Raw genomic sequence first — 21,303 nt, 5'->3', positions numbered from 1 at the left:
CGCGGCGTGCTCGACGGCAACGACATCCGCAATGCACTGGCCGACAACGACTTGGCGAAACAGATCGAGCGCGTGCGCGTGACGCCGCTGCCGCAGAGCGTGGATGACCTGTCGCGGCTGTGGACGGCGTTCCAGACCAACTACCGTACTTCCGCCGTGTACGAGGCGGCGGTGGTGCTGATCGACAGCCAGGCCGCGACGCGCGCGCCGTTGCCGGTACTGCGGCGTGGCGCGCAGGACCGCGGCGTGCTCGCCACCGCGTCCGCCGCCGCGGCGCTGGACGCGCTGGACTACCCGCGCCACCAGTCCGCCGTGCGCCTCGGCGAGGACATCGAGCTGAACGGTCGCCAGCTCGGCACACAGAACGCCGTGGCGCGCTTCAGCAGCCTGCGCCTCGATGCGCCGATCGACATCGCGCCACAGGCCGGCGCTGCCGCGGGCAGCTTGCGCGTGCATCTGGCCGACCCCGCCGAAGACACGAATGCCGCCTCGCGTTGGGCGCCGGGCATCTACACCGTGGCCTTGCGGGTGCAGCCGCCGGGGCTGCCGCCGCTGCTCAGCAACGAGTTGCCGCTGGCGCTGGCGCCGCGCATCACGCTCGGCTCGCTCACTGCCGCGGCCGGCAACTTCGCCTTGAACCTCACCTGCACGCCGCGGATCTGCGACGGTCAGCGGGTGTTCCTGCTGTTCGGCGACCGCATGCTGGCGCCGGTCAGCATCAGCAACCCGGCCGATACCCAACTCCCCACCGCGCTCACTTTCCAGCTCACCGGCGTGGCAGCGGGTACCTACACCGTGCGCCTGCGCGTGGACGGCGCCGACAGCATCCCGGTCGACTTCAGCGGCAGCGTGCCGGCGTTCGCCGCGAACCAGCAGGTGGTCGTGTCATGAACGATTACGTCGCCTGGCTGGAAGCGAACGACCAGTACCTCGGCACCGCGCTGGCGGATCTGCGCGAGCGGCTGGAGCGCGCGGCGCAGCGGCACGACACCGCCGCCGCACCGCCGGCCCCGGCGGCGGCACTGATGGAATCCGCGCCGACGGTCAGTGCATCCGCTGCGCCGAAGCCCTCCTGGCTGGCGCGGATGCTCAAAGCCCCGCGGGCGGCCGCACCGACGCAGGCCGGCGATGTCGCCGCCGCGGATCGACCCGCGGCGCAGCCGATCATCGCGGCAGTGCCAGACGCCGACACCAGCGTCACCGCTGCGGCGGCAACGTCCGCCAGCGCAAATGGCGAAGACGCGAATCACACACCGGCGCTGAGCGTGCTCGCGGGCCGGCTCGGCCTGTCCAGGTTCGAACGCGACGTGCTGCTGCTGTGCATCGGCATGGAACTGGACACACGCTTCCCCGCGTTGTGCGCGCAGGCGCAGCATGACCCGTCGCGGCCGTACCCCACCTTCGCGCTGGCGTTTGCCATACTCGATGCGCCGAGCTGGGATGCGTTGTCGCCGGAGCGCCCGCTGCGCTACTGGCGCCTGCTCGACATCCACCAGCCCGGCGCGCAGCCGCTGATCGGCGCGGCGCTGAGTGCCGACGAGCGCGTGGTGAACTTCGTCAAGGGCATGAACTATCTCGACGACCGGCTGACGCCGCTGCTCACCGCGTTGCCACCGGCAAACCTGCCGCCGTCGCAGCAGGCAATCGCCGACCAGATGCTGGATGGCCTGCGCCACGTGCCGGTGGGCCAGCCGCTGCCGGTCGTGCAGCTGCTCGGCAGCGACAGCGTCAGCAAGCAGGCGATCGCGCAGACCATCGCCGCCGCGTTCGGCGCACAGGCGTACCGGCTGTCGGCCGACTTGCTGCCTGCGGCGGTCGCCGAGCAGGAAACCCTGAGCCGGCTGTGGCAGCGCGAAAGCCAGCTGCTACCGCTGGCGCTGTATCTCGACGCGGCCGAGGTCGAGCGCGGCGATGCCACCGCGGCCCTGGTCAGACGTTTCCTGGCGCGAGCCGGCGGGTTGACCTTCGTCGATGCGCGCGAACCGTGGACCGGCGCGGCCACGCAGGCGCTCAGCGTCGACGTGGCCAAACCCAGTGCGTTCGAGCAACGCACACTGTGGCAGCGCCTGCTCGGTGACGCGGCCGGCACGCAGCCGCAACAGCTGGCCGGCCACTTCGACTTCAACCTGGGCCGCATCGAGCAGATCGCGCACAGCGCCCTGGCGGCGGTGGAAGACGCGCCCGCCGCGCTCCCGGCCACGCTGTGGCAGGCCGCGCTGGCACACATCCGGCCGGCACTGGACCAGCTGGCCCAGCGCATCGAGCCGAAGGCCGGCTGGGACGATCTCAAGCTGCCCGACAGCGAAAAAAATCTGCTGCGCCAGATCGCCGACCAGGTCGCCCAGCGCAGCACCGTCTACGACGACTGGGGCTTTCGCCAGCGGATGAATCGCGGGCTGTCGATCAGCGCGCTGTTCACCGGTGAAAGCGGCACGGGCAAAACCATGGCGGCCGAGGTGTTGGCGCGCGAACTGGGCCTGTCGCTGTACCGCATCGATCTATCCGCCGTGGTCAGCAAGTACATCGGCGAAACCGAGAAGAACCTGCGCAAGCTGTTCGACGCGGCCGAGGACGGTGGCGCAATCCTGTTCTTCGACGAGGCTGACGCCTTGTTCGGCAAGCGCAGCGAGGTGAAGGACAGCCATGACCGCTACGCCAACATCGAGGTGAACTACCTGCTGCAGCGGCTGGAGTCGTTCCGCGGCCTGGCGATCCTGGCCACCAACATGAAGGGCGCGCTGGACAGCGCGTTCCTGCGCCGGCTGCGCTTCGTCATCAACTTCCCGTTCCCCGGCACGGCCGAACGCCACGCGATCTGGGCCTCGGTATTCCCGGCGCAGGCGTCGGTGGGCGCGCTGGACCTGGAGCGGCTGGCGCGCTTCGCGCTCACCGGCGGCAGCATTCAGGGCGTCGCGCTCAACGCCGCCTTCATGGCCGCGAAAGCCGGCGTCGAGATCGGCATGCCGCTGCTGCTCGACGCCGTGCGCGGCGAGTACCGCAAACTCGACAAGCCGGTCAACGAGGCGGACTTCCGCTGGCTGGAAAGTGCCGGAGGCAGGCCATGAGCATCGAGCTGCACATCGAACGGCTGGTGATCGACGAAGCCGCGCTCGGCGGCGAGCGCCCCGCCGCCGTGCGCCTGGCGCTGGAGCGTGAGCTTGCTGCGCGGCTGGGCGCGCCCGGCGCCGTCGACGCGCTGCGCAGCCTCGGCGCGATGGACGCCTTGCCGCCGTCGACGCTGCCGCCGGCCGGCCACCCGCGCGACCGCCTCGGCATGCGCATCGCCGCGGCGGTACAGCACGGCCTGGGCAGCGCGCCCGCCCTCCACGGCGCGGGCAAGGAGCGGTGACATGAAAGCGATCCCCAAGCCACGTCCCGACGGCGTCGTGCGTTTCGGCAAACGGAAGGCCAAACGCGACGACCGCAACCTGATGTTCGCCGCGCTGCTGAAGGCGCCGCCGGTGCTGCCGGCCGAGTACGACTTCGACGTGGTGCACCACGGCATCCCCACGCCGATGTTCGGCAACGACCAGTACGGCGACTGCGTGACCGCCGGTCGCGCCCACCAGACCCTGCGCTTCGAGAAGGTCGAGCAGAACAAGCTGATCGCAATCAGTGACAACGACGTGCTGCACGAATACTTTGGCGAGAGCGGTGGCGTCGACCGCGGCCTGGTCGTGCTCGATTCGCTGAAGGAATGGCGCAGGCAGGGCTGGCTTGCCGCCAGGCGGCACTACCGGATCAAGGCCTTCGCGCAGGTCGACCGGGCCAAACGCAGCGAGATCAAGCGCGCGGTGTTCATGGACATCGGCGTGGGCCTGGGCTTCACCCTGCCCGACGCGGCGCTGACCCAGTTCCACGTCGGCAAGCCGTGGGCGGTGGTGGGTGGCAAGGCCGGCCAGCCGAACCCGCACAACGGCCACTACGTCTACGTGCCCGGCTATACCAGGAGCGGTCCGGTCTGCGTCACCTGGGGCCGCAAGCAGCAGATGAGCTGGGCCTTCCTCGCCAAATACTGCGACGAGGCCTACGCGATCATCGACGCGATCGACACCACGAAGAAGAAGCGCGCGCTCGATGCCGGCAAGCTCGACGCCTTCCTCGCTGCGCTGCGCAAGGCGAAGGCGAAGCCGGCGCGCGCCGGAGGCCGGCATGGCTGAGCGTAGCGCCAGTGTCGCGGCGAAGCCCGCGGAACCATCTTTCGCCGCTGGTTTCCTGCTGCAACGCAAATGTGCCTGCGGAGCGCATAGCCATGGCGGGGGAGAGTGCGACAGCTGTGCACGCAAGCGGGTTCAGCGCAAGGCTGCCGATGCGGCGTCCGTCAACGCGGTGCCGCCAATCGTGCATGAGGCACTGCAGGGGGCGGGGCGTCCGCTCGAGGCTGTTACACGAACCACGATGGAGGCCGGCTTTGGTCATGATTTCAGCGATGTGCGTGTCCACACGAGTGACGTCGCCCACGCATCTGCACGTACGATCCATGCCTTGGCCTATACGTCCGGGCAGCATCTGGTGTTCGCTGACGGACAGTACGCCCCTGGCACCTCTTCCGGCCGGCGCCTGATCGCTCACGAACTTGCCCACGTCGTGCAGCAGCATCATTTGTCGAATCAGCCGATGGCCATCGGGGAGGCCGAGTCTGCCTTGGAGCAGCAGGCCGACCAGGCCGCGGAACGGGTGTTGTCCGGGAATTCTGCTGGCAGGTTGTCCGGCGCTGCGCGGGCGATGATCGCTCGCTACGCCAACCCGCAGGAAGTGAAGACGGCCGATGGTGGCATCGATCAGGTCTTTCGAGAGGTAACGCCCGGGCATTGCGAACTCAAGCCCGAGACGCGCACGGATTCGTCGAGCGGGATCGACATGAGCAGCGCGTTCCTCGAGCTCGATCTGTGTCGCGGCAATACCGCCGGACAGGTGCGTGGAGAGATCGACTATGGCGATGCCTTGAAACAGGCGGGGCAGATCGTGGGAAGAGTGCTTTCCAGTGCTGCACCCGGAACCGATCCGACGCAGTTGAGAAACTTGCTGCTGAACGAGCTCAAGCAACTTGCGCCCGCGGTGAGGCTTGCCGGGTCAGTGCAAATCGGCCGTGTCTTTGCGGGCAACCTTGAGGCCACAGGGAGTGGAAATGCCGCTGGCGATATTTCCGGCAGTGTGCAGGGCCGCGTGCGGATCAGGGACAACCCTGTCGAACCTACTGTCACAGTGACGGTAGAGAAAAATCCGGGGCAGAACCCCAATGTGACTGTGACTGGCGGAATTACCATCAGGCCGGGCGCCACCGCTGCACCAGATTGCCGGAAGTGTGCCTGTGGCGATCCCAAAGTGAACTTCACGTGCACGCACACGCCGCCGCGCGGCAAAGACAAGCCGCCGCCGAAGCCGGCTGACTCGCCACAACCGCAATTCTTCCCGTACTTCTTCAGGCTCGCCGAGACCGCGCCGAACGAGAAGCTGCTGCCTACCAGCCAGCAGCAGCTGAGGAGTGCCGTGAACCTCATCTCGCAAGGCTTCACCATTGCACGCGTCGAAGGCAGCGCGTCACCGGAAGGGCCCGAGTCCAAGCAGCGCGGTACGTTCAAGGGCAATGCCGAGCTGGCGCAACGAAGGGCAGTGGAAGGCAAGCGTTTGCTGGATGAGGAGATCAACAAGAACCTGCACAACGTCATGAGCATGCGCACCGAGCCATTGAGTCGGGCGCTTTCCGCGTCGTATCCGGTGGTTGGCCGTGGCGAGATCCTTGGTTCTGATGACAAGGGCGAGGTGGCCGACAAGAAACTCGATGCTCATCTGAAGAGCAGGCTGGCTCCGACGCCGGATGAAAAGGCAGATCCGCTCCAGCAGGAGCACGTCATCGGCTCGGGGCTGTCTGCCGAAGCCCGGCAGGTCGGCCAGGAGGATGTCGATGCTTTCCGTACGGGCAAGCGCGGCAAACGTGCGCTTACTCGGGATGAACGGATGCAGGCAATCTACGAGCCTTTAAGGCGCGCACTGATCGTGCTCAATCCGCCGCCACCCGAGCCGCCGGATCTCAATCTGCCGCACCATGGCATGCAGGGAGATATTGCCAACACCAGAAAAATCGAATGCATGGACCGGCATCGCGCGCTGTTTGCCGGCTCGCCGATCGATAACGCATTCGAAGGTGAATGCAGGATGCCTGGCAAGTCGAGGGAAAAGTAGATGTGCCGCCTTCCTTCTCTTCCGCGGCGACCGCAGACATGACCGGACCTGCCACCAGCATGTTGCATCAGCCCATGCCCTGGAGTCCGGGTGGAGCGGGCCTGCTTCAACGCAAGTGCGCCTGCGGTCGGCACGGCGCCGGCGGTGGCGAGTGCGCTGAATGTGCCGCTCGGAAGATGCAGAAGAAATCGCGATGTGGTGCCGGCCGGCCCACCGTTCCGCTGGCGGTCGGACAGGTGCTCGGGAGCCACGGCCTCCCCCTGGATGCGGGTATTCGCGGGCAGATGGAAGAGCGGTTCGGCCAGGACTTCAGCGCAGTACGCATTCATGCCGATGCGGAGGCCGCCCGTTCGGCCGACGCCGTCGATGCGCTGGCCTATACGGTCGGGTCACACGTCGTATTCGGAGCGGGGCAATACGCACCTTCCACAGCGCGGGGGCGTCGACTGATGGCGCACGAGCTGACCCATGTCGTTCAACAGTCGGGCCACGGCAGCGGCGCGGCAAGCGATGCGGCGGCGGAGAAGGAAGCGGACTCGACGGCGGACTCGATCATGTCCGCGCGCCGGGGCGGTGTTCGCGTGGCATCGCCCTGCGGGCGATTGCTGCGGCAGCGGAGGCCGTCTGACGGAGTGGATGCCAACGCGCAGGCCATCATCGATGCAGCCAAAGACGCTGCAAAGACACCAGATGCGGGAAAGCGCGCCACGAGTCTCGTATGGAGCATCCTGAAGACGTATTACCCCAGTGAGGCGGCAGAGGTGCGTGAAGTGGTCTACGACCCGCAGGACCCGGGTCTTACCACGCAACCGATCCTCTCGGCAGGCACCCTCGGGAGACCTTGTTCGGCACCCACAGGAAGCGCTGGTGGTGCCAGTGCCATTCCCGTGCCTACGGGAGCCAACCTTCAGGTGAAGATATGCGTTGGGGATTCGTTTCTCGGACAGGTTGAAGGCTTCGCCCGACGCGTCTTGCAAGTCGGGCATGAACTTCAACATGCAGCCCAGCAACGCGCGGGTCTTGGCGGGAGAGCGAACAAGAACAAGCGCGAGTTCGGCGCCTATGCCTGGGAAGCGTTGCAGGATCCCAAGCCGGGCACGGGGCGCATTTCTTACGCCACCCGCCTCCAGCTGATCGATTGCGCGCTGTCCATCCTGCAGTGCATGAGCAGCGATGAGCAGAAGGCGAATGAGTCCAGAAAACAGGAGTTGCTGAAGAAACGCGCCGAAGCCAACGGGAAGGGAGGGAATGATCCGACGCAGCCACCGTCATCGTGCGGTCCGCATCCGTCCGGCTGCAGCGGCGACTTCCATCCCTCATCGACAAGCGGCACCGGAGGAACCCCATGAGCGGCGTCGCGGGCTCACCACACATCCCCGAAGGGGTACGACGCTGCCCGACGCCGGAGCGGGAGAGGAATGCGACCTTCGACGACGAGGCTGCCGTCAAGTCGTTGTTCGGCGGCGACAGCGTGGTCGTCGGATGGCGCGACCAGTTTGGCCCGAATCGCATGGTGCTCTGCGGCTGCCGGATGATGGTGGCATTGGAGCAGGCGATCGGCGACAGCCTGATGCACGGCGGCAAGGCGCCGATCCGGAGCGTGCCATGAACATCTTCGATGGCCTGTACGGCTACGAAAAACTGATGCTGCTCTGCGGCCTCATCCTGTTCGTGTTCGCGCTGGCGGCGATCACGGTGATGATCGTGCAGCGGCGCGATTTCAAGGCGGCGATGGGGCTGATCGTGTTCGCGATCGTGCTGATGGGCTTTCCCGGCATCCAGGCGGTCAAGTTCGGCGATGGGTTGGGGGAGCTGGACACGATTCGTGCGCAACCGCACGCGCCCATCGACCCGGCACAGAAGGAGCAGGCGCAGAAGGTACTTGCCAATCTCGAGGAGCGTGCCGCCGGCAACCCGCAACTGCAGGCGAAGATTTCGGACGGCTATCGCGCGATCGGCGAGGTGGACAAGGCCTACCAGCTGGCGCAGGGGATATTGCAGGAGAAGCCGTCGACGCAAGTGCAGGCCACCCTGGTACCGGTGCTCACCGCGAAGTTGAACCAGGTGCAGGCGGGCACGCTGACCGCGCCGCCTTCCGCCGCTGCTGCCAGTGCGCCGTCCGCGGCGGCGGGCGCCGCGGTAGCTACAGCGGCTCGGGCCGGCACCGCCAGTGTCGCCGCCGCACCGTCCCCCGCGCGGGCTCCCGCGCCCGCTTCGTCGGTACCCGCCGCACCGGCGTCCACGCCGGTGGACAGCGCGCGCCAGTATCAGATCGCCGAGATCGCCAAGCAGCTGCAGTCGACCAACGTGGCGCTGCCCGCTGCGTCGCACGCGGCCCTGGCCAAGGCCTACGTGGTGCTGGGCGAGCCGCAGCAGGCGCGGGCCAACGTGGAGGCGGCACGCCGGATCGACCCGAGCATCAAGATCAACCCCGCCGTGCTGCACGCAACCAAGCTGGGCGGCAACCCGTGAGTGACGGAGCGATGACGATGGATACCTTGCGCAGGAACGACCAGGGGCCACAGGTGCGGCAGTTGCAACAGTTGCTGGCGCAGCGCGGCTACGCGGTCGATGCCAGCGGCACGTTCGACGCGAAAACCTGGCAGGCGGTACGCGCGTTCCAGGCGCAGAACCTCGACCAGCATGGTCAGCCGCTGATGGTCGACGGGGTGGCCGGCCCGCTGAGCTGGTGGAGCCTGCAGAACCCGAAGCCGTTCATCCGCACGCCCGCGGCGGTCGACTACACCGCGCTGCCGGCGAGCGGCGGCAGCACGCGCGGCCGCGCCGCACTGGCGGCCGCGATCGGCGAACTGGAGGCGGACGCGCGCGAGATCGGCGGCAACAACGCCGGCCCGTTCGTGCGCAAATACCTGGCGCCGGCCGGCATCGCCGAAGGCAATCCGTGGTGCGCCAGTTTCGTCAGCTGGTGTTTCCTGCAGGCGGCCGGTGGCGACGAGGCGGCGATGCCGTTCGCATACGCACCCGGCGCGCGCGGCCTGTTGTCCGAATTCAAGCAGCAGGGCTGGGCCTCGGCGCCGGGCAGCGACTACCTGCCACAGCCCGGCGATGTGGTGGTGTGGTGGCGGGTGAGCCTGGCCGGCTGGCTCGGCCACACCGGCCTGGTGCATTCGGTGCAGGACGGCATGCTGTACACCATCGAAGGCAACCGCAGCCCGCGCGTGCAGGGTTTCTCCTATGTGCTGAGCCGGATGGACAAGCTGCTCGGCTACGGGCACGTGTCATGAGCGCGTTCCCCGGCTCCCCGCGCATCCTCAAGGGCGGCATCGTGCTGATCGATGCGGCCAGCTCGGCGGTGCTGCGGGTGATCGCGCTGCAGTACAACCCCGACTCGCTGACCCGCTCGCTGCAGGTGCAGGCAGTCAGTGCGGATGGCGGCGACCGCTCGGAGGTGTTGCGCCTGAAGGGGCCGCCGGTGGAGACGCTGAAGCTGGAGGCGGAGATCGACGCTACCGACCAGCTGGAGTTTCCGGAGCGGAACGATGGCGTCGCCCAGTCCGGCATCTTCGCGCAGCTCGCCGCGCTGGAGACGATGGTTTACCCGAGCAGCGGCCAGCTGCGCGCGAACGATTTGCTGGCACAGATCGGCACGCTGGAAATCGTGCCGATGGAGACGCCGCTGGCGCTGTTCGTGTGGAGCCGCTCGCGCATCCTGCCGGTGCGCGTCACCGAATTCAGCATCACCGAGGAGGCGTTCGACGCGGCGCTGAACCCGATCCGCGCCAAGGTCAGCCTGGGCTTGCGTGTGCTGTCGGTGAACGACGTTCCTGGCGGGCACAAGGCTGCCAGCCTGTTCATGAGCTACCTGCAGCAGAAGGAGCGCCTGGCTGGAGTGGCGGCCGCCCAGCCACTGTCCGCGCTTGGCATCGCGGGAGTGCCTTGAGAGGAGCGATCCCGCACATCGTTCGATATCCGCAATGGAAGGGCGTTGTTGTGCAACCAACTCGGTAACCAGGAGGGTCTATGTTCAGATTCGTGGTTTTTGCGGTCGGTGCTGGCATCGCATTCGCCGGCGCTTTCGGCGTAATGCCGGCGAAGGCTTCGTCGCTCTATTTCGAAAAGGTGGCTGTCAAGACAACGAGCGAAAGAACCTGCCTCAGTTTTGCCAGGCAGGTAATTCACCCCGGCGGTTACACCGGAATTCACACGAGCCAGTCCGAGGCAGCGGGCAATACGCAGGGCGTGTACGTCTCGATCACCTGCGTCGGGCGCGGCAGCCTGCCAGCGATCGCCGTAGTCATGGCGATGTCGGATGACTTTGCTGCCGCCAAGCAGGTGGGCCATACGGCCGCGACCCACATGGCGGGCGTTCAGCTCATTGATTAGCCGTGCCGTGATCCGGTCAGGGAGATGTCCCGATGACGATAAACTTCCCCTCCACCAGCCGCTACGCGCTCACCCCCGCCGCGACCCTCACACGCGCCGACGGCACACCGGTGACGTATCTGAAACGCCGCTTCGTGCCGCCACCGGAGAACTTCGCGCTGCTGCAGTGGCACCGCGTGCTGCAGGGCGAGCGGCTGGACAACATCGCGGCGCAGTACCTGGGCGATCCCGAGCAGTTCTGGCGCTTGTGCGACGCGAACCGCGCGCTGCATCCCGAGGAACTGACCGACACCATCGGCAGGAAACTTCGTATCACCTTGCCTGAGGGCATCCCGGGGGTGCCGCATGCTTGAGGGCGTGCACCTGACGCTGCTGGTGGGACCAGTGGTACCGGTGCCGGTGCCGCAGCTCGTGCTGGACGCGCTGACACGGGTCGAGGTGAACGCACCCGACGAAGGTGCGGGTGCGTTCACGCTGCAGTTCACGCTGAGCGTGCAGTCGCCGCTGCACACGCTGTTCCTGCTCTCGGGCGGCGGCGTGGTGCCGCTCTTGCGGGTGATCGTGGTGGTCACCGTGAGCGGCATGCCGCAGGTGCTGATCGACGGCGTGGTCACGAAAACCGAAGTGCTGCCGGGCGCGGACCAGCGCCACACAACACTGCAGGTCACCGGCGACGACCTCAGCACGGTGATGACCAAGCTGGAGTTCTCCGGCCTGCCCGGGCTGCCGTATCCGGCGATGCCAGCCGAGGCGATCGTGGCGCTGCTGCTGGCGAAGTACGCGTTCCTCGGCATCGTGCCGCTGGTGATCCCCAGCATCGCGATCGACGTGCCGATCCCGACCAACCGCATTCCGACCCAGCAGGGCAGCGACCTGGAATACATCTGCCTGCTGGCCGAGCGCGTCGGCTACGTGTTCTATCTCGATCCCGGCCCGGCGCCGGGCATGAGCGTCGCCTACTGGGGGCCGAAGGTGAAGGTGGGCGTGCCGCAGCCGGCCCTGAACGCGGACATGGATGCGGCCAGCAACGTCGACGAACTCAGCTTCAGCTACGACGGCAACGCGCGCCAGTTGCCGGTCGTCTACATCCAGAACGAACAGACCAAGGTGCCGCTGCCGCTGCCGATCCCGGACGTCGGCCCGCTGAATCCACCGCTGGGCCTGATCGATCCGCCGCCGCAACAATTCCGTCCCTTGCCCGAGACCGCAAAGTATTCGCCGCAGCGCGCGCTGCTGCTGGGCATGGCCGAGGCGGCGAAATCGGCCGATACCGTCACCGGCCGCGGCAGCCTCGACGTGGTGCGCTATGGCCGTGTGCTGAAACCGCGCCAGCTGGTCGGCGTACGCGGCGTCGGCCCTGCGTTCGACGGTCTGCACTACGTCAGCCAGGTGCGTCACACGATCAGGCGCGGCGAGTACAAGCAGAGCTTCCAGCTGTCGCGCAAGGGGCTGGTTTCCACCGTGCCGCTGGTGCTGCCGTGAACAAGTTCTTCGGCAAATACCGCGGCACCGTGGTCCAGAACGTGGACCCGGAACAGCGCGGCCGCATCCAGGTGATGGTGCCCGATGTGTCCGGGCTGATCCCGTCGAGCTGGGCGATGCCGTGCGTGCCGATCGCCGGCAAGCAGAGCGGCGTCTACGTGGTGCCGCAGATCGGTGCCGGCGTGTGGATCGAGTTCGAGCAGGGCGATCCGGATTATCCGATCTGGGTCGGCGGCTTCTGGGGCAGCGTGGCGGAGGTGCCGACGCTGGCGCTGGCCGGCAATCCGGCGAGCCCCAGCGTGGTGCTGCAGTCGGGCCTGCAGAACGCCATCTCGATCAGCGACCTGCCGGGGCCCACCGGCGGAATCCTGCTGAAGAGCATCAGCGGCGCGGTGATCATGATCAACGAGATCGGCATCACCCTTTCCAACGGCCAGGGCGCCACCGTCGTGCTCGCCGGGCCGACGGTGACGATCAACAACGGTGCACTGGTGGTGACCTAGGAGAAACACGATGCCGGGATTCGTCATCCATGTCGGCGCCAGCGTGCTCTGCTCGCACGGCGGCCAGGCGCAGGCCACCGCACCGAATCCGCGCGTCGCGGTGAGCGGCCAGCCCAGCGTGACGATGCCGGCGCCATGGCTGGTCGCCGGCTGCGTGCTGCCGCCGCCTCCGGGCGCGAACGGGCCGTGCGTCAGCGCGCAGTTCGTCACCGCCGCGACCCGGGTGACTTCCAACGGCCAGCCGCTGCTGCTCTTCGACAGCCAGGCGATCTGCGCGCCGACCGGTACGCCGCTGCTGATCGTCGCCAGCCAGACGCGCGTCACCGCGATGTGAGGACGCCAATGAACATCGACTATCCATTTCGTTTCGACCCGCGCGGCCGCGTCGCGGAAACCGGCGACGACGAGCACGTGCGCGGCATGATCGAGCAGCTGCTGTTCACCAGCCCGGGCGAACGGGTGAACCGGCCCGACTTCGGCAGCGGCCTGCTGCAGCTGGTGTTCGCGCCGAACAGCCCGGAGCTGGCCGCCGCGCTGCAGTTCACGTTGCAGGCGGCGCTGCAGCGCTGGCTGGGCGACGTGATCGACGTCGGCGCGCTGGCGGTGAGCAGCGAGGATGCCACCTTGCGCGTCGAGCTCAGCTACACCGTGCGTGCCAGCGGCGACATGCGCAGCGACAGCTTCGTAAGGAGCCTGCCATGAATGCCGCACATGAAACCGCGAGCCTCGGCACGATCGGCTGCGCGCCGCTGCCGGCCTGCAGCATGCCGGCACGGCGCGACAAGCTGCGCCAGACCGGCACGCTCAACGGCATCGACTACGTCGAGGTGGGCGACGACGGCACCAGCCTGTGCGTGCACCTGTTCGGCGACATCCCGCAGGGATTGAGTGTGGCGAACGTGCGCATCAGCGGCGGCGACCGCATTACCGGCCTGCACGCGCTGAGCGTGCATCCCGAGCTGGAACCGGAGCTGCACGACGACGCCTGCCTGCGCGTGGTGCTCGACCGCGAAGGCGACCACACCGCGTACTGCCTGTGCCTGGTGGACGCGGCCTCCGGCAACGACCCGGCAAGCTGGCAGGCGTACCCCGGCTTCGATCCGCGCTACGCCTGCGCCACGCTGCATTTCCGGCTGGACTGTGCGAAGACGCTGGATTGCGCCGATGAGGTGCCATGCGTGCAAGCGCCGTCGCCTGCGCCGGAGATCAACTACCTGGCGAAGGATTACGCCAGCTTCCGCCAGCTGTTCCTCGACCGCCTCGCGCTGGACATGCCGGCATGGCAGGAACGCCACGTGCCGGACCTCGGCATCGCGCTGGTGGAGACGCTGGCGTATACCGCCGACCACCTCAGCTACTACCAGGACGCCGTCGCCACCGAGGCCTATCTGGGCACAGCGCGCAAGCGCATCTCGGTGCGCCGGCATGCGCGACTGGTGGATTACCGCATGCACGAGGGCTGCAACGCGCGCGCCTTCGTCACGCTGGCCTCCAGCAACAATCTGAGTCTGGAGCTGGGCAACCTGCTGCTGCTGGTGCCGCCACCGGGGCCGGCGAATCCACCGCCGGGTATCATCGACGCGGGCCAACTCGCGGCGGCGCGAGTGCAGGGCGCCCTGATCTACGAGCCGATGCCGCTGGATGGCATGACCACGTTCGACGTGGTCGCCGCGCACAGCGCAATCCGTCTGCACACGTGGGGCGACGAGCTGTGCTGTCTGCCGCGCGGCAGCACCCGCGCCACCCTGGTCGACACACCGCCGCCCGCGCTGGACACGCCGCCCGTCGTGTTGCTGGCGACAATGGATGCCGCGCGCGTGCCGACGCGCGCGCTGAAGCTGGCCGCCGGCGACCTGCTGGTCTTCGAGGAAGTGCTGGGCGTGCAGACCGGCAACCCCGCCGATGCTGATCCCGCGCACCGACATGCGGTGCGCCTCACGGCCGTCCAGACGTCCGTCGATCCGCTGGACGACACCCTGCTGCTGGAAGTGGCATGGGATTCCTGCGATGCGTTGCCGTTCGACCTGTGCCTGTCGGTGCGCACGCCGTCGCCGGACTGCGCGTGGCTGCACGACGTCAGCCTCGCGCGCGGCAACGTGCTCTTGGTCGACCACGGCGAACAGGTGCGCGGCCAGTGCGCGTCCACCGCCGTCTGCAAGCCGACCGGCAGCGACGGCGACTACCCCGGCCTCGCCGCCGCACTCGTCGCGATGCCGGATGCCTGCACGCGCTGCGCCACGCTGGCCGAGGACTGCTGGCTGGTGCCGGGCAGCACGCACTATGGCTGCTGCCACTGCGACGACGCGGTGGCGGACGTGCGCCGTCCGCCGTCCGATACCGGCCACATGCTGCCGGATACGCCGTTGACCTGGGCCGAACCGCTGCCGCCGCACGCGCCGGTGTGCCAGCTGCAGGCGCGCGATCCACGGCGCGCGCTGCCGCAGCTCGCCGTCTACGGCGGCGCGCTGGCCGACGTGCTGGTTGCCGGCACGCCCGATCCGCGCTGGCGGTGGTTGCCGCAGTATGACCTGCTGGAAAGCGGCCCGGACGACCGCCACGTCGTGGTCGAGATCGACGACGACGGTGCCGCGCACCTGCGCTTCGGCGACGGCGTGCTTGGCGCGCAGCCGCAGGCCGGCGATTTCTTCTGCGCCGCCCCGCGCATCGGCAACGGCCCGGCCGGCAACGTGGGGCGCGACAGCATCGTGTGGCTGGCGCTGAAGTCGGGCGCGTTGTCGGCTGACCTGGTGCCGCGCAATCCGCTGCCGGCCAGCGGCGGCACGGTGCCGGAGAGCCTGGCCGAGGTGAAGCTGTACGCGCCGGGCGCGTTCCGCGCGAACCCGCTGCGCGCGATCGTTGCCGACGACTACGCGATGTTCGCCGCACGCGCGCCGGAGCTGCAGGGTGCCGCCGCCGCGCTGGAGTGGAGTGGTAGCTGGTACGCGGCCGACGTGGTGGTCGACCCGTTGGGCCGCGAGTCGTTGCCGGCAGGGCTGGCGCGGCGGATCAGGGCGCAACTGGAGCATTACCGTCGCATCGGCCACGACGTCGAGGTGCATGCCGCCTGCTACGTGCCGCTCAGGATCGCGCTGTTTGTCTGCGTGCGGCCGGACTTTCTCGTCGCCCACGTCGAGGCCGCGCTGCGCGACCGCTTCGGTACCGGCCTGCGCCACGACGGCACGCCCGGCTTCTTTCATCCGGATCGGCTGAAGCTGGGGGCGCCGGTCTACGCCAGCGCGCTGCTGGCCGAGGCACAGTCGATTGTCGGCGTGGGCCACGTCGAGGTGTTGTGTCTGGTTCGCGCCGAAGACAAGACAGCCAGCGTGCCCGAGAATGGCGTGCTGCACCTGGCCGCGCGCGAGATCGCGCAGGTCGACAACGATCCGGACCATCCCGACCACGGAAGCATCGCGTTCACGCTGGGAGGTGGCCGATGAGCTGCTGCAGCGCCTGTGGCAAACATGCCTGCGCCTGCGGTTGCGGCGCGATCGCCGGCACGCCGTTGCCGCTGTACAACCGGCCAGGACTGGACAGTCTAAGTTATCGCGTCGGTACGTACGCCGACTTCCACGCCACCATGCAGGCCGATTTGAGCGACGCCGCGCTGCCGGCGCTGGCCGGGCTGCGCACGCGCGAGGCCGACGATCCGGCGATGGCGCTGATCGACGCCTGGGCGGTCGGCGCCGACGTGCTGAGCTTCTACACCGAGCGCATCGCCAACGAAGGCTACCTGCGCGCCGCCACCGAGCGCCGCTCGGTGCTGGAACTGGCGCGGCTGGTCGACTACCGCCTGCGCCCTGGCGTGGCTGCCAGCGTCTACCTCGCCTACACGGTGGAGAAGGATTCGCCGCCGGTAACGATTCCCGCCGGCGCGCGCGCGCAGTCCGTGCCCGCGCCGGGCGAGCAGATGCAGGGCTTCGAGACCGCTGAGCCGCTGGATGCGCGCTTCGAGTGGAACGCGCTCAAGCCGCGGCTGACGCGACCGCCGGACATCACGCCGGACAACGTCGCGGCACTGAGCGAGCTGTGGATCGCCGGCACGGCGAACAACCTGAAGCCGAACGATCGCCTGCTGTTCCTGTTTGGCGACGACCTGACCAGCGGGACACAGGTGGTTCGTCTGGTGCAGTCGGTCGAGTTGCAGCAGCCCGTGCAGCACAGCAAGGTCGTACTGCAGCCGATGGATGCGGCGACGGTGCAGATCGTGGTGGCGGCGAACGTGGCGATCGCCAACTGGAGTTCATCCGGTGCAGGAACGAACTCCGACGAATGGCTGATGCTGATAAAAATGGTGCGAAAGAACCTGCTGCTGGGTGCCGACAATGGTGGCAGTTTCGACGGTCTCATGAAGCCGTACCGCTTGCGTGACAGGCTTCCTGACGGGCCGCCAGCCGCCGAGGCGTTCAAGAGCGCTGTGGATAAGGCGTTCGGTACAACGCCTTCGTCGGGCGAGAGCAGTTTCGGTTTTGTCGCGCTCTTCGACGCTCTGCGGGCCGCGCCGACTCTGCAGCCGGCCAACAGCCTCCGTCTGTCGCGCAGCGTTGCTACAGCGTTGAATACGGCCAGCGATACGCGCCCGCAACTATTGCTGAAATTTGCACCACGCCTGACCGACACCTTCTATCGCGCCTGGAGCAGCGTTCCACAGGGTAAGCCGTCGTCGATGCTGAAGGGCGTGTACGCGTTGCGCGTGGCAGCGTCGCTGTTCGGCTACAACGCGCCGAAAACGATCAGCCTGGTGCAGACGAAGCCGGGCGACAACGGGAATGTCACGACGACTTCCGTCGCCGAGGAGCAGGCACCGCAGCACGAGACGAACGACGTGTTGTCGCTCGACAGTGCGTACGATGGCGTATCGGCCGGTGGTTACCTGCTACTCGTCAAGCCGGACGACCTTTCCGAGCCGGTCACGGTGGTGAAGGCACGCGCCGTACGGATTCATCCGCGCACCGATTACGGCATCAGCGGCAAGACGACCGAGGTCGCCTTGGTCAATCCTGATCCCGCAACGCCGATCTGGAGCATCAAGGGGGATTCGAATATCGGCAAACTGCGCACGACTCAGGTCTACGCGCAGAGCGAACGGCTGACGCTGGCCGACCTGGCGATCGCTGACCCCGTCGGGGCGACGGACGCCTCGTTGCCGCGCAGCACCGGCGACAGCGCCACCCGTCTCACCCTCGACACCGCCGTCGACGGCCTCAAGGCCGGGCGCTGGGTGATCGTGGAAGGGCAGCGCAGCGACGTGCCGGGCACCGACGCGGTGACCGCTGCCGAGCTGGTGATGCTGTCCGCGGTGGAGCAGGGTGCCGATGTGAAGCTGCCCGGCGACACCGTGCACAGCACCCTGGTGTTCGCCAACGCGGGCCTTGCCTATCGCTACCAGCGCGACACGGTGGCGGTCCGCGCCAACGTGGTGCGCGCCACCCACGGCGAGAGCCGCCGCGAGGTGCTGGGCAGCGGCAACGGCGCCCTGCCGATGCAGGCGTTCGTGCTGAAGCAACCGCCGCTGACGTACGTGTCCGCGTCCACGGTGGACGGCGTGCAAAGCACGCTCAGCGTGCGCGTCAACGAGCTGCAGTGGCACGAGACGCGCAACCTCGCCTTCGTCGGCGCGAACGACCGCAACTACGTCACCGCCACCGACGACGACGGCAAGACCACCGTGAGATTCGGCGACGGTGTGCACGGTGCGCGCCCGCCTACCGGTGTGGAGAACGTGGTGGCGACGTATCGCAACGGCATCGGCACGCCGGGCAACGTGCGTGCGCAGCAGGTCAGCCTGCTGGCGACCCGGCCGCTCGGCATCAAGGAGGTGATCAACCCGCTGCGTGCTTCCGGCGGCGCCGACGCGGAGACGCGCGACCAGGCGCGCCGCAACGTGCCGCTGGCGGTGCTGGCGCTGGACCGGCTGGTATCGGTGCCGGACTACGCTGACTTTGCGTGCACATTCGGCGGCGTCGGCAAGGCGGCGGCGATCAAGCTGGGCAGCCTGGTGCAGGTGACCATCGCCGGCGCGGCCGATGCGCCGATCGACCCGTCGTCCGACCTCTACCGCAACCTGCTGCAGGCGCTGCGGCGCTACGGCGATCCGTCGCTGCCGGTGCGACTGGACGTGCGCGAGCTGCTGGCGCTGACCGTGAGTGCGAAGGTGGGTCTGCTGCCGGATTTCGCGTGGGAGTCGGTCGAGCCGACGGTGCGCGCGGCGCTGCTGGATGCGTTCGGCTTCGAGCAGCGCGCGCTGGCGCAGAGTGTCTACCTCAGCGAACTGGTCGCCTGCATGCAGGCAGTGCGCGGCGTGGCCTGGGTCGACGTGGACGCGTTCGGCAGCCTCGACGAGGCGACCCTGCTGGCCGGTTTCGGCGTGGGCGGCGACCAGCAGAATGAAGGCGCTTCGTTGATGAGCCGCGCCACCGCCACGAACGTTGCGACGGTGTCGCCACGCGTGCCAGTGCTGCCCGCCCGCTACGACGACGGCACGCTACGCCCCGCGCAGCTCGCCTACCTGCCGCCGAACGTCCCCGACACGTTGCTGCTGCAGGAGGCCACGCCATGAGCGCGCAACCGGATCGTCTGTACGACCTGCTGCCGGTGGTCTACCGCATGCGCGATGCGGAGCAGGGCTATGCGCTGCGCGATTTCCTGCGCGTGCTTTCGAGCCAGGCCGACGTGCTGGAGCAGAACATTGCGCAGCTGTACGACAACTGGTTCATCGAGACCTGCGACGACTGGGTGGTGCCGTACATCGGCGACCTGCTCGGTTACACGTTGCTGCCGGAGGCCGCCACACTGGATGACGGCGGCCGCTGCGGCGCCGGCCTCGGCCGCGTGCTGGCGCCACGCGCCGACGTGGCCAACACGATCGACGCGCGCCGGCGCAAGGGCACGCTGTCGCTGCTGGAGGATCTTTCCCGCGACGCGGCCGGCTGGCCGGCGCGCGCGGTGGAGTTCTACCGCCGGCTCGGCTGGATGCAGCATCTCGATCACCAGCATCCGCATCGCGGCGGCACCGCCGACCTGCGCGATCCGGGGCGGCTGCAACGCATCCGCTGGGCCAACGGCGTGTTCGATCCGTTCGAGCACAGTGTCGACCTGCGGCGCATGGGCAGCCGGTATTCGCGCGGCCGCCACAACATCCCCGCGGTGGGCGTGTTCGCCTGCCGCCTGCGCAGCTACCCGGTGAGCTGCACGCCGGCGTATTGCATCGAGGAGCGCGGCCCGCAGTGCTTCAGCTTCAGCGTGCTGGGCAACGACACGCCGCTGTTCCAGCGCCCGGTCGCGGAAACCGAGCCCACCCACATTGCCGACGAGCGCAACCTGCCACTGCCGCTGCGCCGCTGGCGTTTCGCCGAGCGCGGCCCGCTGGCCGACTACGCCAGCGTGTCGGCCGAACTCTACGGCGACGGCCGCAGCGTGCAGGTGTGGGCGCCGGACTGGCCGGCGAAAGGTCAGGGCGTGCCGGTACCGCGCGAGGCGCTGATCCCCGCTGACCTGGCCGGCTGGCGCGGCCAGGCGAAGCGCGGGCGCGTGGCGGTCGATCCCGAACGAGGCCGCCTGCTGTTCCCGGCCAACCAGCGGCCGAAGCGCGGCGTGTGGGTGAGCTACCGGTACGGCTTCGCTGCCGACCTCGGCGGCGGCGAATACGCGCGGGTCACGCCGGAGCTGGAAGGCGCTACGCGCTACGTGGTGCACGCCGCGCTGCCGGATCGCGCGGCGAACGCCACCTGGCCGGCCGGCCACTTCGGCAGCATCGCCGACGCGCTGGCGGCGTGGGTCGAAGCCAAGGTGGCCACGCCGACATTGCGCGCGCTGGTGATCGAGCTGGCCGAGAGCGGCGTGTACGAGGGCAGCATCGAGCTGCAGCTCGACGCGGGCGAGGCGATCCAGCTGCGCGCGGCCGAACGCACCCGGCCGGTGCTGCGCCTGCTCGACGTGCGCGCCAGCCAGCCGGACGCGCTCGGCATCGGCGGCCGTGCCGGCAGCCGCGTGCTGCTGGACGGCCTGCTGGTGGTGGGGCGCGGCATCGAGGTGCACGGGCCGGACGACGAGACCGCCGCGGACGGCGACCTGTGCGAGCTGCTGATCCGCCACTGCACTCTGGTGCCGGGCTGGGCATTGCAATGCGACTGCGATCCGAAGCGCCCGGGCGAGCCCAGCGTCACCCTCGATGGCACCCGCGCCGCGCTGCGCATCGAGCACAGCATCCTCGGCGCGATCGCCGTGATCAGCCCCGAACGGCGCGGCGAGCCGCCGACGCTGGAATTGTGCGACAGCATCCTCGACGCCACCGGCGCCGAACGTGTGGCGCTGGGCGCGCCGGACGAGGCGGTGGCCTACGTCGAGGCCAGTTTCCGCCGCTGCACGGTGATCGGCGAAGTGCAGGCGCACGGCATCGCGCTGGCCGAGGACTCGATCTTCGCCAGCCCCCTGCGCGTGCTGCGCCGGCAGCAGGGCTGCGTGCGCTTCTGCTACGTGGCCGAGGGTTCGCGCACGCCGCGGCGCTTCCATTGCCAACCGGATCTCGCGCTGGCCGCGGTCGATGCGACGCAACGCGCGCATGAATCGCTGCGCGTGGTGCCGCAGTTCCGCAGCCGGCGCTACGGCTCGCCGCACTACCTGCGCCTGACCGACGATTGTTGCGACGAGATTCGCCGCGGCGCGTCCGACCGTTCGGCGATGGGCGTCTGGCACGACCTGTACGAGCCGCAGCGCGAGGCGAACCTCGCGGCGCGGCTGGCCGAATACGTTCCGGCGGGCACGGACGCCGGCATCCTCTTAGCGAGTTAGGAGA

Annotated in this window: 19 protein-coding genes; all 19 read left to right on the top strand. The window is 68.5% G+C overall.

The features are described from left to right. On the top strand, positions 1-891 hold an 891-nt coding region (locus UUA_RS14005), incomplete at its 5' end, for a Pvc16 family protein (RefSeq protein WP_008437976.1). After that, complete coding sequence (locus UUA_RS14000) at positions 888-3,065, top strand: ATP-binding protein (protein ID WP_008437975.1); 2,178 nt, start codon at positions 888-890, stop codon at positions 3,063-3,065. The genes UUA_RS14005 and UUA_RS14000, both read left to right, overlap by 4 nt. Then, the gene (locus tag UUA_RS13995; RefSeq protein ID WP_008437974.1) at positions 3,062-3,349 is read left to right on the top strand and encodes a hypothetical protein; all 288 of its coding nucleotides are present in this window, start codon (positions 3,062-3,064) and stop codon (positions 3,347-3,349) included. Before UUA_RS14000 ends, UUA_RS13995 begins: the two co-directional genes overlap by 4 nt. A 1-nt stretch (position 3,350) precedes the next feature. Then, positions 3,351-4,160, top strand: coding sequence for a hypothetical protein (locus UUA_RS13990; RefSeq protein ID WP_008437973.1), 810 nt, complete (start codon positions 3,351-3,353; stop codon positions 4,158-4,160). After that, positions 4,153-6,183: a DUF4157 domain-containing protein gene (locus UUA_RS13985; RefSeq protein WP_153022898.1), complete on the top strand. Its 2,031-nt coding sequence runs from the start codon at positions 4,153-4,155 to the stop codon at positions 6,181-6,183. Before UUA_RS13990 ends, UUA_RS13985 begins: the two co-directional genes overlap by 8 nt. Before the next feature lie 176 nt (positions 6,184-6,359). Continuing rightward, positions 6,360-7,532, top strand: a complete 1,173-nt coding sequence (locus tag UUA_RS18620; RefSeq protein WP_201029825.1) for an eCIS core domain-containing protein — start codon at positions 6,360-6,362, stop codon at positions 7,530-7,532. Beyond that, the gene (locus UUA_RS19415) at positions 7,529-7,792 is read left to right on the top strand and encodes a hypothetical protein (protein WP_008437970.1); all 264 of its coding nucleotides are present in this window, start codon (positions 7,529-7,531) and stop codon (positions 7,790-7,792) included. Before UUA_RS18620 ends, UUA_RS19415 begins: the two co-directional genes overlap by 4 nt. Continuing rightward, positions 7,789-8,655 (top strand): hypothetical protein, encoded by an 867-nt coding sequence (locus UUA_RS13975; RefSeq protein WP_008437969.1) that lies wholly within the window; start codon positions 7,789-7,791, stop codon positions 8,653-8,655. Before UUA_RS19415 ends, UUA_RS13975 begins: the two co-directional genes overlap by 4 nt. 17 nt (positions 8,656-8,672) lie before the next feature. After that, complete coding sequence (locus UUA_RS13970) at positions 8,673-9,428, top strand: CHAP domain-containing protein (RefSeq protein ID WP_008437968.1); 756 nt, start codon at positions 8,673-8,675, stop codon at positions 9,426-9,428. After that, positions 9,425-10,084, top strand: a complete 660-nt coding sequence (locus tag UUA_RS13965; RefSeq protein WP_008437967.1) for a hypothetical protein — start codon at positions 9,425-9,427, stop codon at positions 10,082-10,084. Before UUA_RS13970 ends, UUA_RS13965 begins: the two co-directional genes overlap by 4 nt. 80 nt (positions 10,085-10,164) lie before the next feature. Next, the gene (locus tag UUA_RS13960) at positions 10,165-10,527 is read left to right on the top strand and encodes a hypothetical protein (RefSeq protein ID WP_008437966.1); all 363 of its coding nucleotides are present in this window, start codon (positions 10,165-10,167) and stop codon (positions 10,525-10,527) included. 32 nt (positions 10,528-10,559) lie between these two features. Then, on the top strand, positions 10,560-10,880 hold the full coding sequence (locus tag UUA_RS13955; RefSeq protein ID WP_008437965.1) for a LysM peptidoglycan-binding domain-containing protein: 321 nt from the start codon (positions 10,560-10,562) through the stop codon (positions 10,878-10,880). After that, complete coding sequence (locus UUA_RS13950) at positions 10,873-12,009, top strand: hypothetical protein (protein WP_008437964.1); 1,137 nt, start codon at positions 10,873-10,875, stop codon at positions 12,007-12,009. Before UUA_RS13955 ends, UUA_RS13950 begins: the two co-directional genes overlap by 8 nt. Further along, on the top strand, positions 12,006-12,512 hold the full coding sequence (locus tag UUA_RS13945; protein WP_008437963.1) for a phage baseplate assembly protein V: 507 nt from the start codon (positions 12,006-12,008) through the stop codon (positions 12,510-12,512). The genes UUA_RS13950 and UUA_RS13945 overlap by 4 nt, the downstream gene beginning before the upstream one ends. A gap of 10 nt (positions 12,513-12,522) precedes the next feature. Then, entirely contained in the window at positions 12,523-12,846 is a 324-nt protein-coding gene (locus UUA_RS13940) for a hypothetical protein (protein ID WP_008437960.1), read from the top strand. A gap of 8 nt (positions 12,847-12,854) precedes the next feature. Further along, entirely contained in the window at positions 12,855-13,214 is a 360-nt protein-coding gene (locus tag UUA_RS13935; RefSeq protein ID WP_008437959.1) for a GPW/gp25 family protein, read from the top strand. Then, positions 13,211-15,949 carry a putative baseplate assembly protein gene (locus tag UUA_RS13930; RefSeq protein WP_008437958.1) on the top strand — a complete coding sequence of 913 codons (2,739 nt, stop codon included), beginning with the start codon at positions 13,211-13,213 and terminating at the stop codon, positions 15,947-15,949. Before UUA_RS13935 ends, UUA_RS13930 begins: the two co-directional genes overlap by 4 nt. After that, positions 15,946-19,068: a putative baseplate assembly protein gene (locus UUA_RS13925; RefSeq protein ID WP_008437957.1), complete on the top strand. Its 3,123-nt coding sequence runs from the start codon at positions 15,946-15,948 to the stop codon at positions 19,066-19,068. Before UUA_RS13930 ends, UUA_RS13925 begins: the two co-directional genes overlap by 4 nt. Further along, positions 19,065-21,299, top strand: a complete 2,235-nt coding sequence (locus UUA_RS13920; RefSeq protein ID WP_008437956.1) for a hypothetical protein — start codon at positions 19,065-19,067, stop codon at positions 21,297-21,299. The genes UUA_RS13925 and UUA_RS13920 overlap by 4 nt, the downstream gene beginning before the upstream one ends. The last annotated feature ends 4 nt before the right edge of the window (positions 21,300-21,303 follow it).

The organism is Rhodanobacter thiooxydans LCS2, from assembly GCF_000264375.1.
Lineage (GTDB): Bacteria > Pseudomonadota > Gammaproteobacteria > Xanthomonadales > Rhodanobacteraceae > Rhodanobacter > Rhodanobacter thiooxydans.
This window is presented reverse-complemented; position numbering and strand designations above follow the sequence as displayed.